We start from the raw sequence: 14839 nt of genomic DNA, 5'->3' as shown, positions 1-14839 counted from the left end.
CCACAATGGGGGCGTGAGTAACGCCAGCCTCTCCCCCCTGCCCGCCTCCGACCGCCCCGACGTCGCCGCCCGGCTGCGCGACGCCCTGCTCGGGGCCTCCTTCACCGCCGACGGCCTGCTGGAGCTGCTGGGCGCCCCCGCGTACGCGGCGCTCGCGCGCAGCGAGATCGTGCCCGCGCTCCGGGCGACCCGCGGGGACACGCCGCTGGAGCTGCTCGTACGGCTGTTCCTGCTGCAGCAACCCGTGCCCCACGCGCGCGTGGCGGAGGTTCTGCCCGTCGACGCCTGCCTGGACAGCGGGTGGCTGGAGCGTGCCGGCGCATCTTCCGGGGACGTCGTCGCGACCGTGGACGTACGGCCGTACGGCGGGCCCCGCGGCGAGGACTGGTTCATCGTGTCCGACCTGGGGTGCGCGGTCGGCGGGGCCGGAGGGATCGGCCGCCGGGACGAGGGCGTGGTCCTCGGCGTCGGCGGTGCCTCCACCACCCTCGCCGGCATCACCGTCCGTACGCCCGTCTCCTCCGCGCTCGACCTCGGCACCGGCTCCGGGATCCAGGCGCTGCACGCCGCCCAGCACGCCACGCGCGTGACGGCGACCGACGTCAACCCGCGCGCCCTGCACATCACCGCGCTCACCCTCGCGCTGTCCGGCGCCCAGGCCCCGGATCTGCGCGAGGGGTCGTTGTTCGAGCCGGTCAGGGGTGACGAGACCTACGACCTGATCGTGTCCAACCCGCCGTTCGTGATCTCGCCGGGCGCCCGGCTCACCTACCGCGACGGCGGCATGGGCGGGGACGATCTGTGCCGCACGCTCGTTCAGCAGGCGGGAGAGCGGCTGAACCAGGGCGGGTTCGCGCAGTTCCTCGCCAACTGGCAGCACGTGGAGGGGGAGGACTGGACCGACCGGCTGCGCTCCTGGGTGCCGAGCGGCTGCGACGCCTGGGTCGTGCAGCGCGAGGTGCAGGACGTCACGCAGTACGCCGAGCTGTGGCTCCGCGACGCGGGCGACCATCGCGAGGATCCGGCCGAGTACCAGGCGCGGTACGACGCGTGGCTGGACGAGTTCGAGGCACGCAAGACCCAGGCCGTGGGCTTCGGCTGGATCACCCTGCGGAAGACGGGGGCGGCCGTGCCGTCGGTCACGGTGGAGGAGTGGCCGCACCCGGTCGAGCAGCCGCTCGGCGAGACGGTGAGGGCGCACTTCGACCGCCTCGACTGGCTGCGGTCGCACGACGACGCGGCGCTGCTCGCAACGCACTTCGAGCTGGCCGCCGAGGTCGTCCAGGAGCAGGTCGGGCTGCCCGGGGCAGAAGATCCCGAGCACGTCGTGCTGCGCCAGCACCGCGGCATGCGCCGGGCCACCAAGGTCGACACCGTCGGTGCGGGCTTCGCGGGCGTCTGCGACGGCACGATGAGCGCGGGCCGCATCCTCGACGCCATCGCGCAACTGGTCGGTGAGGACCCGGTGCTGCTGCGCGACCGCACGCCGGCGCAGATCCGGCTGCTGGTGGAGCAGGGGTTCCTCGAACCGGTCGCCTGACGAAGGGCTCTCCTGGCGGTCGTACGGCACCCGGGACCGCTGCCGCCCCCTCGCGTGGCCCGCATCGGCCTCCTGCGCAGGGAGTGCGAAACCGGCCAACCTCCTTCTGGCGCCGGACGCCGCGGGAGCCCCCACGCGCGCGTGCTGCCCGCCGGCTACGGCCTCGCGTGCCGGTCCGAGCTCCCGGAGCCCCCGGATCACCGCCACCGCCGGCGTCCTCCGCCCGCCCGGCTGTCCGGCCCCGAGCGCGCCCGTGGCGGGTCGCCCACGCTGCGAGTACGCGACCCGGACGGCCTTGCTCGACGAGGACCCGGCACCCCTCCGCCGGCGCGGGCGAACCGACGCCCGGTGAGGGCCGGCCGGGCTGCCGCGCGGCTCCGGAGGGCCCGGGGCCCCGCCCATGCCTGACACGCCCCCGCGCCCACCTACCGGCAACCCGTCGCCGTACGGGAGCCGCACCTCTCGTCACGGTGAGCCGTGCTCGTCACGGTGAGCCGTGCCGACGGGAAGAAGACGACCGGAAAAATACTCATCCCCGGTTCGGTCCGGGACCGGCTACGACGGGACAGCGGCGAGCGCGGTCCGTCGAGGTCTGTCGGCCCGGCGTTCACCTCGGGTTCGCCTGCCCGCCGCCCGCGCGTGTCAGCCTCCCGGGGCTGGGCACTCGCGGACCGGAGAAAAGGGGCACAAAGAGCCATGGAGAGCGGGCCGGCGATCTTCGCGGGAGTGGTGTTCGCCCTGTTCGGAGGCGGTCTGCTGGCCTGGATCGTCACTTCTGCACGGCACCGCCGTCCCGTCGCCCAGGGTGTGAACCCCGTCGCATCGGCGACCCTCGCGAGCATCGCCGCGTTGGCCGCACTGGTTCTCGGGGCGTGGTGCTTCACACGTCCGTGAGTGGTGTGTTCGGACTGTGAAAGCACCACGGCCCCGACCATCAAGGGGTCGCCCTCCGGACAGCGCGGAATCGGCAGGTGGGCACTCCGGGCGGCAGGAATGGTGCGAGTCGGGTTACCGTTCGAGTGGCCGTTGCGAGCTTTTCCCGTTTGACACGGGGGCGGGATGTACCGTCACACTCCGCAGCGTCAGCATGACCCGACCCCGGGACGAAGGCCTGGGGGGACCCCAGCGTCGACCGGAGAGAAGAGCGAAGTTGTCCCCGACCAGCGAGACCGCGAAGGGCGGCCGCCGACTCGTCATCGTCGAGTCGCCTGCCAAGGCGAAGACGATCAAGGGCTACCTCGGCCCCGGATACGTCGTCGAGGCGAGCGTCGGGCACATCCGCGACCTCCCCAACGGCGCCGCCGAAGTGCCCGAGAAGTACACCGGCGAGGTCCGCCGCCTCGGTGTGGACGTCGAACACGACTTCCAGCCGATCTATGTGGTCAACGCCGACAAGAAGGCCCAGGTCAAGAAGCTCAAGGACCTGCTGAAGGAATCCGACGAGCTCTTCCTCGCCACGGACGAGGACCGCGAGGGAGAGGCCATCGCCTGGCACCTCCAGGAGGTCCTCAAGCCGAAGATCCCGGTCAAGCGGATGGTCTTCCACGAGATCACCAAGGACGCGATCCGCGAGGCCGTGGCCAACCCGCGCCAGCTCAACCAGAAGCTGGTCGACGCCCAGGAAACCCGCCGCATCCTCGACCGCCTCTACGGCTACGAGGTCTCGCCGGTGCTGTGGAAGAAGGTCATGCCGCGCCTGTCGGCGGGCCGTGTCCAGTCCGTCGCCACCCGTCTCGTCGTGGAGCGGGAACGCGAGCGCATGGCGTTTCGTTCTGCCGAGTACTGGGACCTGACGGGCACCTTCGCGACCGGCCGCGCGGGGGACGCGTCGGACCCGTCGTCGCTGGTCGCCCGCCTGCAGACCGTCGACGGCAGGCGGATCGCGCAGGGCCGCGACTTCGACTCCCTGGGACAGCTCAAGAGCGCGAACATCCTCCACCTCGACGAGGCCCATGCCCGCGCCCTGGCCGCCGCGCTGGAGAACACCCGGTTCTCGGTGCGGTCCGTGGAGTCCAAGCCGTACCGCCGCTCGCCGTACGCCCCGTTCCGTACGACGACGCTGCAGCAGGAGGCCAGCCGCAAGCTCGGCTTCGGCGCGAAGGCCACCATGCAGATCGCGCAGAAGCTGTACGAGAACGGCTACATCACCTACATGCGTACGGACTCCACGACCCTGAGCGACACGGCCATCGCCGCCGCCCGCTCCCAGGTCACGCAGCTGTACGGCGCCGACTACCTGCCGCCGCAGCCGCGGACGTACGCCGCCAAGGTCAAGAACGCGCAGGAGGCGCACGAGGCGATCCGACCCTCGGGTGATCGTTTCCGCACGCCCGCCGAGACGGGACTGACCGGCGACCAGTTCAAGCTCTACGAGCTGATCTGGAAGCGGACGGTCGCCTCCCAGATGAAGGACGCGACCGGCAACAGCGTGACCGTGAAGATCGGCGGCACCGCGGCCGACGGCCGGGACGTCGAGTTCAGCGCCTCCGGCAAGACGATCACCTTCCACGGCTTCCTGAAGGCGTACGTCGAGGGCGCCGACGACCCGAACGCCGAGCTCGACGACCGCGAGCGCCGGCTGCCGCAGGTCGCCGAGGGCGACCGGCTCACCGCCGAGGAGATCACCGCCGACGGCCACTCGACCAAGCCCCCGGCCCGCTACACCGAGGCCTCGCTGGTCAAGGAGCTGGAAGAGCGCGAGATCGGCCGCCCGTCGACGTACGCGTCGATCATCGGCACGATCCTCGACCGCGGCTATGTGTTCAAGAAGGGCACGGCCCTGGTGCCGTCGTTCCTGTCCTTCGCCGTGGTCAACCTCCTGGAGAAGCACTTCGGACGGCTCGTCGACTACGGCTTCACCGCCAAGATGGAGGACGACCTCGACCGCATCGCGCGTGGCGAGGCACAGGCCGTGCCGTGGCTGAAGCGGTTCTACTTCGGCGAGGGCGGCAGCAACGGCGACGCGGCCGACGCCGGCAACGGCGACGGGGACCACCTCGGTGGCCTCAAGGAGCTGGTGACCGACCTGGGCGCGATCGACGCCCGGGAGGTGTCGTCCTTCCCGGTCGGCAACGACATCGTGCTGCGGGTCGGGCGCTACGGCCCGTACATCGAGCGCGGCGAGAAGGACACCGAGCAGCACCAGCGCGCCGACATCCCGGCCGACCTGGCACCGGACGAGCTGACCGTCGAGCTCGCCGAAGAGCTGCTCGCCAAACCGAGCGGTGACTTCGAGCTGGGCACCGACCCGGCCACCGGGCACACGATCGTCGCCAAGGACGGCCGCTACGGCCCGTACGTCACGGAGATCCTCCCCGAGGGCACCCCGAAGACGGGCAAGAACGCGGTCAAGCCGCGCACGGCCTCCCTCTTCAAGTCGATGTCGCTGGACACGGTGACCCTCGACGACGCGCTCAAGCTGATGTCGCTGCCGCGTGTCGTCGGCACCGACGCCGACGGCCAGGAGATCACCGCGCAGAACGGCCGCTACGGCCCGTACCTGAAGAAGGGCACGGACTCGCGGTCCCTGCAGTCCGAGGAGCAGCTCTTCACGATCACGCTGGAGGAGGCGCAGGCGATCTACGCCCAGCCCAAGCAGCGGGGCCGGGCGGCCGCCAAGCCGCCGCTGAAGGAGCTGGGCGCGGACCCGGTCAGCGGCAAGCCGGTCGTCGTCAAGGACGGTCGCTTCGGGCCGTACGTCACCGACGGCGAGACCAACGCGACCCTGCGCTCCGGCGACAGCGTCGAGACCATCACCCCGGAGCGCGGCTTCGAACTGCTCGCCGAGAAGCGTGCGAAGGGGCCCGCCAAGAAGACCGCGAAGAAGACGGCCGCGAAGAAGGCCCCGGCCAAGAAGGCGACGGCGGCGAAGAAGACGGCCGCCAAGACGACGTCGGCCGCCAAGAAGACCGCGGCGAAGAAGACGACCACCAAGAAGACGACGGCGAAGAAGGCGACCGCCTCGAACGCCGCGGAGGACTGAGGCCGTCCCTGGACCGGGCCGACCACGGCCTGGATCTTCACCACGGCTTCGCAATGCGAACGCCCCGGCATCAGTTCGGTGTCGGGGCGGGCGCGGGACCGGACGGGCGCTCAGGGCTGTCAGTCGGTCCCGATAGTCTGAAAGCATGACGCGAGCCGAGCAGCCAGCCGAGCAGCCCACGGCCCCTCACCCGACCCCTGACGACGCCCTGGTCGCGGACTCCCGCGAGCGCGCCGTCCGCGCCCTGTTGCGCCAGCCGCAGCTGAAGCGGTTGTGGAGTGCGCAGCTCGTGGGCGGGATCGGCGACACACTCGGACTCCTCGTGCTGGTCGTCCTCGCCCTCCAGGCGGCGATCGCCGAGGGCGCGTTCGGCGGCGGCTACCGGGGCGTGGCGTTCGCAGTGGCGACCGTTTTCGGGGTGCGCATCCTGGCGACGCTGCTCTTCGGCGCCGTCCTCCTCGGCCCCCTCACCTCCCTCACCGGCGCGAACGGCCCGCTCGACCGCCGCTGGACCATGGTCGGCGCCGACGGCATACGGGCCGCGCTGCTCATCGTCGCGCCGCTGTGGATCGACTGGACGCCGGACAACGCCCTGGCGGCCCTCCTGGTCACCGCCTTCGTCATCGGTGTCGCCGAGCGGTTCTGGACCGTGTGCCGCGAGAGCGCGGCCCCCGCACTGCTGCCCGCCCCGCCCCCGGAGGGCGCGACGGTGCGGCCGCTGCCGGACCACATGGACGCCCTGCGCCGCCTGTCGCTGCGGACGAACTTCGTGGCGATCCCCCTGGCCGCCGCCGCACTCGTCGTCGCGGGGCTGATCAACAACCTCCTGGGCGCCGGGATCGACTGGTTCGGCCAGCACCAGGCGGCCCTCGGCTCGTACGTGGCGGCCGGACTGTTCGCCGCGTCCCTGTCCGTGGTGACCTTCCTGGAGCTGCCCGGCACCCGCACCCCCCGCGCGCGGTCGCCGCTGGAGGGCCTGCGCCGGCCGCGGACGACCACGGGCTCCGACAAGGGCCGCACCGGCGCGATCCCGTTGCTGGTGCTCGCCTGCGCGGCCGTCGCCGCGGCGGTGGCGGCCGGCGTCGCCGTGTCCGTGCTCCACGCCAAGGACCTGGGCGGCGGCCCTGTCCTGTACGGCCTGCTGGTGACGGTGCTGACCGGCGGCGTCGTCGTCGGCATCCGTACGGCGCCCGCCCTCCTGCCCGCCCTGTCCCGGCGGCGCCTGCTGGCGCTGGCGATCGCCTTCACCGGCGTCGCCCTGCTGGCCGCCGGACTCACGCCGGACGACACCAGCGTGCTGCTGATCCTGGCGCTGGCCGGCGTCGGCGCGGGCGTGGCCGCCAACACCGGGCACACCCTGCTCGACCAGGAGGCCGAGGACCACCGCCGGGTGCGCACGACCGAGCACCTGCACGCGGTGGTACGGGTCTGTGTGGCGCTCGGCGCGGTGATCGCCCCCGCGGTGGCGGCGGGTATCGGGCCGCACCGCCTGGAGAGCGGCAAGTTCGTCTTCGCGCACGGTGGCGCGGCCTTCACCCTGATGCTGGTCGGTGCGCTGCTGCTGCCGGTGGCCGCGCTGGTGCTGGCCAAGGTCGACGACCGCTCCGGGGTGCCGCTGCGGCACGACCTGCGGGACGCGCTGCTCGGCGGCGACGACCCGGAGACGGCACCCGCCGCCTCCGGCTTCTTCATCGCCCTGGAGGGCGGCGACGGAGCGGGGAAGTCCACCCAGGCCGAGGCGCTCGCCGAGTGGATACGGGCCAAGGGCCACGAGGTGGTGCTCACACGCGAGCCCGGGGCGACGCCGGTGGGCAAGCGGCTGCGGTCGATCCTGCTGGACGTGTCCTCGGCCGGCCTTTCGCACCGGGCGGAGGCGCTGCTGTACGCGGCGGACCGCGCGGAGCACGTGGACACGGTGGTCCGCCCCGCACTGGAACGCGGCGCGGTCGTCATCTCGGACCGCTACATCGACTCCTCGGTGGCCTACCAGGGAGCGGGCCGGGACCTGTCCCCGACCGAGATCGCCCGGATAAACCGCTGGGCGACGAACGGTCTCGTCCCCCACCTCACCGTGCTGCTGGACGTTTCGCCGGAGACCGCGCGCGAACGCTTCACCGAGGCGCCGGACCGGCTGGAGTCGGAGCCCGCGGAGTTCCACGCGCGCGTGCGGGCCGGTTTCCTGACGCTGGCCGCCGCCGACCCGGGCCGGTACCTCGTCGTGGACGCGGGCCAGGAACCCGAGGCCGTCACCACCGCCGTCCGGCACCGGCTCGACCAGGTGCTGCCGCTGTCCGAGGCCGAGATCAAGGCACAGGAGGAGGCGCGCCGCAAGGCCGAGGAGGAGGCCCGGCGCAAGGCCGAGGAAGAGGCCCGGCGCAAGGCCGAGGAGGAGCGTCTGGAGCGTGAGCGCCAGGAGCAGCTCGCCCGGCTGAAGGCCGAGGAGGAGGAGCGCAAGCGGCGCGAGCTGGAGGAGGCGCAGCGCCGGGAGGCCGAACGGCAGGCGGAGGAGGCCCGGCGGCGGGCCGAGGAAGCGCGTCGGCGGGCCGAGGAGGAGCGGGCGCGACTCCTCGCGGAGGAGAAGCAGCGGGCCGAGGCGGAGGCCCGGCGCAAGGCGGAGGAGGAACGGCGCCGCCAGCAGGCCGAGGAGGAGGCCCGGCTGCGGGCCGAGGCCGAGGCACGACGCCTGGAGAAGCAGCGCAAGGCAGAGGAGGCGCTGCTGCGGGCCGAGGAGGCCCGGCGGATGGCGGAACAGGCGGCTGCCGCTGCCGCGGCGGGCCCCAAGCCGACGGCTCCGGATGACTCCGGGACCGCGCCGGACGCGGCGACCGTGCCGACGCCGGTGGTGACGCCGAAGAACGCCTCCGGCGGGCCGCTGGAGGAGACGGCGGTGCTCCGTCCGGTACGGGAGGAGCGAGCTGACGAGCGCACCTCCGAGCCGGCCGACTCGGAGGTGACGGCCGAGCTGCCGAAGCCGCCGGTTCCGCCGGGGGCGGCGGACGAGACGGCTGTGCTGCCTCCCGTGGCGCCGGGGGCCGCCGACGAGACGGCTGTGCTGCCGCCGGTGTCGGGGGACGGGCCTGCGGACCGTATGCCGCCGGGGTACTTCCGGGACGAGCGCCCGGCTGCCCGGCCGGACGGGTCGGACGACCGCACGCGTGAGCTGCCCCAGGTCGACCCCGACGAGACAGCGCGCCGACGGCGGTCCGACTGGGCCGAGGAGACGCCGCTGGACGATCTGCCGACGCTGGCGGACGAGCTGCTGGGCCCGCGTGAGGACGAGTACGACGAGGACGACGGGCGCCGGCGGAAGGGCCGGGGGCGCTGAGCCGGCGTCGCGGTGACGGGGTGGGTGACCCGCGACCCGCCCGATGGTGCGAGGCCCCGTTGTCAGTCCCGCCCCTCACAATGGACCCCGTACCACCACATGCGACGAAAGGGCGGCGTGGGCCATGACCGTGTGGGATGACCTGGTCGGGCAGGAGAAGGTGAGCGAGCAGCTCGCTGCTGCCGCCCGGGACGCCGACGCCCTGGTCACCGCTGCCGCGACCGACGCCCCGCCGCCCGAGGCGTCCAAGATGACGCACGCATGGCTGTTCACGGGCCCGCCCGGCGCCGGCCGGACCCGGACGGCACGGGCGTTCGCCGCCGCGCTGCAGTGCGTGAGCCCCGACCGGGCGCTCGGCGGCGTCCCCGGCTGCGGGTTCTGCGACGGATGCCACACCGCGCTCGTCGGCACTCACGCCGACGTCACCACCGTCGCCGCCGTCGGCACGCAGATCCTCGCCGACGACATGCGGGACACCGTCCGCAAGTCCTTCACCTCGCCCGCGAACGGCCGCTGGCAGGTCATCCTCGTCGAGGACGCCGAGCGGCTGAACGAGAAGTCCGCCAACGCCGTCCTCAAGGCCGTCGAGGAGCCCGCCCCCCGCACGGTCTGGCTGCTGTGCGCTCCCTCCATCGAGGACGTCCTGCCCACGATCCGCTCCCGCTGCCGGCACCTCAACCTGCGGACGCCCTCCGTCGACGCCGTCGCCGACATGCTCGTACGCCGCGAAGGCATCGAACCCGACGTCGCCGCCGCGGCGGCCCGCGCCACCCAGGGCCACATCGACCACGCCCGCCGCCTCGCCACCGACCCGGCCGCCCGCGAGCGCCGCGCCGCCGTGCTGAAGCTGCCGCTGCGGGTCGAGGAGATCGGCGGCGCGCTCAGGGCCGCCCAGGAGCTCGTGGACGCGGCCGCCGAGGACGCCAAGCAGCTCGCCGAGGAGATGGACGCCAAGGAGACCGAGGAACTGAAGGCGGCGCTGGGCGCGGCCCAGGGCGGCCGGTTGCCCCGGGGCACGGCGGGTGTGGTCAAGGACCTGGAGGACAAGCAGAAGCGCCGCAGGACCCGGACCCAGCGCGACAGCCTCGACCTGGCCCTGACCGACCTCACAGCCTTCTACCGTGACGTCCTCGCCCTCCAGCTCGGCTCCCGCGTGGCGATCGCCAACGCCGACGCCGAGGACGTCCTGGAGCGCCTGGCCCGCGGCAGTTCCCCGGAGTCCACCCTCCGACGCATCGAGGCGATCGCCGCCTGCCGCGAGGCCCTCGACCGCAACGTGGCGCCGCTGCTCGCGGTGGAGGCGATGACGATGGCACTCAGAGCAGGCTGAACCCGTAAAAGATCATCGATTGCTCAACTCGTACGTGGCACGGCGTAACTCGTCCGTGGCACTTCGCGCGCACACGGCAATCATTCGGTAGCACAGAGTTACGCTCGCTGAATGTACACAAGGCGCACTCCCCGCAGGCCCCGTACCACAGCACCCCTCCTCGCCGCCGTGCTGCTTGTCACCGCGTGCTCCGCCGGAAGCGCGACGAGTTCCGCCAGCCCGGCGGCCGAGGCGGCGCCGGCCGCGCTGCCGAGGTCCACGCCGGCGGCCCTCGCGCCGTACTACGCGCAGAAGCTGAACTGGCGCGGCTGCGACCTCCCCCACTTCCAGTGCGCCACGCTCAAGGTGCCGCTCGACTACGCGAAGCCGTCCGCCGGCGAGGTGCGGCTCGCGGTGTCCCGCAAGAAGGCCACGGGCCCGGGCAAGCGGCTGGGCTCGCTGCTGGTGAACCCGGGCGGGCCGGGCGGCTCGGCGGTCGGCTACGTGCAGAGTTACGCCGGCGTCGGCTACCCGGCAGCGGTCCGCGCCCGCTACGACATGGTGGCCGTCGACCCACGGGGCGTGGCGCACAGCGAGCCCGTGGAGTGCCTCGACGGGCAGGAGATGGACGCGTACGTGCAGACGGACATCACGCCGGACGACCGGAAGGAGACCGGCGCGCTCGTCGACGCGTACAAGCGGTTCGCCGAGGGCTGCGGCGCGCACTCGCCGAACCTGCTGCGGCACATGTCCACCGTCGAGGCGGCCCGCGACATGGACGTCCTGCGGGCGGCGCTGGGCGACGAGAAGCTGACCTACGTCGGCGCGTCATACGGGACGTTCCTGGGGGCGACGTACGCCGGGCTGTTCCCGGACCGGGTGGGCCGGCTGGTCCTGGACGGCGCGATGGACCCCTCCCTGCCCGCCCGGCGGCTGAACCTGGAGCAGACGGCGGGCTTCGAGACGGCGTTCCAGTCGTTCGCGAAGGACTGCGCACGGCGGACCAGCTGTCCGCTGGGCGGCTCCGGTGCCACGCCCGCCAAGGTGGGCAGGAACCTGAAAGCGTTCTTCCAGAGGCTGGACGCCCGCCCCCTTGCGACCGGAGACGCGGACGGCCGCAGGCTCACCGAGTCCCTGGCCGTCACGGGCGTGATCGCGGCCATGTACGACGAGGACGCCTGGCAGCGGCTGCGCGAGGCGCTGGCCTCGGCGATGAAGAAGAACGACGGCGCGGATCTGCTCGCCCTCTCCGACAGCTACTTCGAGCGGGACGCCGACGGTGAGTACGCCAACCTGATGTTCGCCAACGCCGCCGTGAACTGCCTCGACCTGCCGCCCGCCTTCGACACCTCCGACCAGGTACGGGAGGCGCTCCCCGCCTTCGAGAAGGCGTCCCCCGTCTTCGGCCGGGCCCTCGCCTGGGCCGCCCTGAACTGCGCGTACTGGCCGGTCGGGCCCACGGGTGAGCCGCACCCTATCGCGGCGAAGGGCGCGGCCCCGATCGTCGTGGTCGGCACGACCCGCGACCCGGCGACGCCGTACCGCTGGGCGAAGGCCCTGGCCCGCCAGCTGTCCTCCGGCCGCCTCCTCACCTACGACGGCGACGGCCACACCGCGTACGGTCGCGGCAGTACCTGCGTCGACTCCACGATCAACGCCTACCTCCTCCGCGGCACCCCGCCCGCGAAGGGAAAGCGCTGCTCATAACCGCCTGGGCACCTGCCTGACCACGCCCCGGAAGCCCCGCCTCCGGGGCGTGGTCAGAGCACTCCCGGAAACTGTGTAGACTTACCGACGTCGCTGATCGCACCATGGTGCGGACGGCTCGCCGCCTTAGCTCAGATGGCCAGAGCAACGCACTCGTAATGCGTAGGTCTCGGGTTCGAATCCCGAAGGCGGCTCCACTGAAGCCCAGCTCAGACGGTGTCTGAGCTGGGCTTTTTCGTTCAGCGGACGCGGCGACGACGGCGTACGCGTGCCGCGCGGCTGTCCCTGGTCTCATTTCTGGTCTCACGAGCGGGTTCCGGCTGGGGCATGAAGTGGTCCCCGACGGTGCGTCGGAAGAGGTCGGTGGAGCCTCCCGCTTGGCTCCACCGAGGCGGTCACCTGTGTGTTGCCCGTGTCTGGTCCGGGTCCGGTCGCCGTTGCTGCTCGATCATGAACAACTCACTTCGTGATGTGGTGGCACTGACTCACGCGCCGCACTCCGTTGACGTAGAGGTGGGCGCACGCCTTGCCATAACGAGGCAGTGTCCGGCGTGCTGCGGCTCACTCGAAGCCCGTGTCAGGCAGTGCCCTGCCCGGGGCTTCGCTCTCGTCCGGGTCGGGCCAGGTGAGGAGTTTCAGGCGGGGGGTGGGGCCGTCGGTGTGGAGGGTTGGAGGGGTGTCGGGGGGCAGGTGGGCCGTGATGGTGGTTCGGGTGCCGTCGGGTTCGGTCAGGACGGTGTGGGCTGTGCGGGTGGGGGTGGAGTGGGGGCTTACCCAGAGGGCGGTCAGCTTCGGGAAGGGGGCGCTGCCCGCGCGGTCGTCGGGGGGTGTGGTCAGGAGCAGGGACCCGGAGCGCAGCCAGAGGGGGGCGGTGGTGAGGGGGAGGTCGATGTCGTGCCAGGCGGGGCCGGTGAGCGGGGTGCCGCCTGTTGCGTAGGGCAGCCACTCGCCGGGTGGGAACCAGACCGTGCGGCGGCCTCCGGGGGCGTACAGCGGGGCGACGAGCAGGTCGGGGCCGAGCAGGTACTGGAGGTCGGCCGCGTGGGCGTCCGGGCGGTCCGGGTGGTCGAGGGGCATGGGGCGTGCGAGGGGTTCTCCGGTGCGTACGGCATCGGCCGCGGCCGTGTACAGGTACGGCAGCAGGCTCATGCGCAGGCGGGCCGCGTGCAGGGCGGCCGTGTACGCCTCCTCGCCGAAGTCCCAGGGAAGGCGTGACGTCATGCCATGGAAACGGCTGAGGGGTGACAGCAGGCCGAACTGGGCCCAGCGGGCGAAGAGCTCGGCGTCCGGTGTGCCGTGGAAGCCGCCGATGTCGTGGCTCCAGAAGGGGTGGCCGGAGAAGGAGAGGGAGAGGCCCGCGCGGAGGGTGGAGGCGAGGTCCGGCCAGGTGGAGTTGGGGTCGCCGGTCCATTTGGCGCCGTGTCGCTGGCCGCCCGTCCAGGTGGAGCGGCCCCAGGTCAGGCCGCGGCCCCCGGTGACCTCGCGGGTGATCTCGGCGACCAGGTCGTTGTAGAGGAGGGGGTAGAGGTTGTGCAGGCGGTCGCCGGTCATGCCGTTGTGGGCGACGGCGTCGGCGGGGACCGCTTCCCCGAAGTCGGTCTTCAGGACGGACGCCCCGCTGGCGAGGCCCTGGCGGATCCGGCCGCGGAACCAGTCGACGGCCCCGGGATGGGTGAGGTCCAGCAGGGCCGTGTCCGGGTGCGTGCCGCCCCACAGCTGGCCGACCCAGGTGCCGCCGGAGGCGGTGCGCAGGAACCAGCCGTTGCGGTCGGCCTCGGCGTAGTAGGGGCTGTCGACACCGACGTACGGGTTCATCCACAGCGAGACGCGGAAGCCCTGGCCGGCCAGTTCGTGCACCAGGCCCCGCGGGTCGGGGAACACCTCGGTGTCCCAGCGCATGTCGGACCAGGAGCCGTGCGGCTGCCAGTACGTGTCGATGTGCAGGACGTCGCAGGGGAAGCGGTGCTCGCGGACGTGGACGGCACGTGCGCGTACCTCGGCCGCGCTGTCCTGGCGGAAGCCGCCGGAGATCCACGGGCCGAAGGCCCACTTGGGCGGCAGCAGGGCGGGCCCGGTGAGGTCGCGGTAGGCGGCCAGGCACTCGGCGGGGGTGCCGGCGATCAGGTAGTAGTCGAGCACCTCGTCGGGGACCGTCAGCGACCATGCGCCGGTGTTGCTGTGCGCCAGGTCGAAGGAGGCCGCCGTGGTCGTGTCCACGAGGACGGCGTAGCCGCGGCTGGAGATCAGGTAGGGCACGGCCTTGTAGGAGCGGGTGCCGGTGCAGCCCTGGGCGTCCTCGACCCAGCACTCGACCCGCTGGCCGCGCAGGTCCAGGCCGGTGAAGCGTTCGCCCAGGCCGTAGAAGTGCTCGTCGGGTTCGGTGCGCCAGCTGTCGTGGTGGGCGAGGCGGCCGTCGGCGAGTTCGGTGACGCCGAACGGCAGCACGGTCGGCCGGCCGCCGGGGTCACGTTCCTCGGCGGCCTGGCGCAGCACCCGGCCGTGACGGTCGGTCAGCGTCAGCGCGAAGGGGGACAGGCGCACGTCCACCCGCAGGGCGCCGAGGTGCAGGACGACGGTGTCCGGGGCCTGCTCGGCGGCACAGTCGGCGCCGGCCGGGGGCGGGGTGACGACGGGAACCCGGGGTGCGGTCGGTACGCCGGCCATGCGCAGCGTGATCCGGATCGACCTGGCCGTCGCGGGCCGCAGCCGGAGCGTGCCGGTACGGCCTGCGGCGGTGCGGACGTCCAGGGTCGCACCGTCCGTACCGGCGTGGACCACGCCGGCGCCGACCACCGCATCGAGCGCGGCCGGCCCGGCGGGCGTCAGCGGCGGGGGCGGCGCGACGAACGGGGTGTGGTCACGGGGGTGCAGGGAGGACATGGCGTTCCAGGCGGGGGGTTCTCGGCAGGGGGAGGCCCGCAGTGGGCGGAGGTGTCCGGCGGGGGTGGGAAGCCGGTTCGCCGCACCACTGGCAGC

Annotated in this window: 7 protein-coding genes and 1 tRNA gene; 7 read left to right on the top strand and 1 reads right to left on the bottom strand. The window is 72.8% G+C overall.

All coding sequences use genetic code 11. The features are described 5' to 3' along the window. The first annotated feature begins 13 nt into the window (after positions 1–13). From NW895_RS24035 to NW895_RS24005, 7 genes are all read left to right on the top strand, one after another. Positions 14–1540: a class I SAM-dependent methyltransferase gene (locus tag NW895_RS24035; protein WP_289937950.1), complete on the top strand. Its 1527-nt coding sequence runs from the start codon at positions 14–16 to the stop codon at positions 1538–1540. Positions 1541–2236: 696 nt separating this feature from the next. Then, positions 2237–2434, top strand: a complete 198-nt coding sequence (locus NW895_RS24030; protein ID WP_289937949.1) for a hypothetical protein — start codon at positions 2237–2239, stop codon at positions 2432–2434. A 256-nt stretch (positions 2435–2690) separates the two neighbouring features. Beyond that, positions 2691–5522 (top strand): type I DNA topoisomerase, encoded by a 2832-nt coding sequence (gene topA, locus NW895_RS24025; protein WP_289937948.1) that lies wholly within the window; start codon positions 2691–2693, stop codon positions 5520–5522. A 145-nt stretch (positions 5523–5667) separates the two neighbouring features. Next, the gene (tmk, locus tag NW895_RS24020; protein ID WP_289937946.1) at positions 5668–8847 is read left to right on the top strand and encodes a dTMP kinase; all 3180 of its coding nucleotides are present in this window, start codon (positions 5668–5670) and stop codon (positions 8845–8847) included. A gap of 124 nt (positions 8848–8971) precedes the next feature. After that, positions 8972–10177 carry a DNA polymerase III subunit delta' gene (locus tag NW895_RS24015; RefSeq protein WP_289937944.1) on the top strand — a complete coding sequence of 402 codons (1206 nt, stop codon included), beginning with the start codon at positions 8972–8974 and terminating at the stop codon, positions 10175–10177. Between the two features lie 111 nt (positions 10178–10288). After that, positions 10289–11863 (top strand): alpha/beta hydrolase, encoded by a 1575-nt coding sequence (locus NW895_RS24010; protein ID WP_289937942.1) that lies wholly within the window; start codon positions 10289–10291, stop codon positions 11861–11863. Between the two features lie 120 nt (positions 11864–11983). After that, positions 11984–12060, top strand: a tRNA-Thr gene (locus NW895_RS24005). A 364-nt stretch (positions 12061–12424) separates the two neighbouring features. Here the strand turns inward: NW895_RS24005 and NW895_RS24000 are convergent. After that, positions 12425–14743, bottom strand: coding sequence for a TIM-barrel domain-containing protein (locus tag NW895_RS24000; RefSeq protein ID WP_289937940.1), 2319 nt, complete (start codon positions 14741–14743; stop codon positions 12425–12427). Positions 14744–14839: the final 96 nt, after the last annotated feature.

Origin of the sequence: Streptomyces sp. S.PNR 29, assembly GCF_030386795.1 — a bacterium.
Taxonomy (GTDB): Bacteria; Actinomycetota; Actinomycetes; order Streptomycetales; family Streptomycetaceae; genus Streptomyces.
This window is presented reverse-complemented; position numbering and strand designations above follow the sequence as displayed.

What these genes read in the sequence shown, in the direction of transcription:
- NW895_RS24030 (WP_289937949.1), top strand. Translation starts at nt 2,237, where the DNA reads ATGGAGAGCGGGCCGGCGATCTTCGCGGGAGTGGTGTTCGCCCTGTTC.
- tmk (WP_289937946.1), top strand. Translation starts at nt 5,668, where the DNA reads ATGACGCGAGCCGAGCAGCCAGCCGAGCAGCCCACGGCCCCTCACCCG.
- NW895_RS24015 (WP_289937944.1), top strand. Translation starts at nt 8,972, where the DNA reads ATGACCGTGTGGGATGACCTGGTCGGGCAGGAGAAGGTGAGCGAGCAG.
- NW895_RS24010 (WP_289937942.1), top strand. Translation starts at nt 10,289, where the DNA reads ATGTACACAAGGCGCACTCCCCGCAGGCCCCGTACCACAGCACCCCTC.
- NW895_RS24000 (WP_289937940.1), bottom strand. Translation starts at nt 14,743, where the DNA reads ATGTCCTCCCTGCACCCCCGTGACCACACCCCGTTCGTCGCGCCGCCC.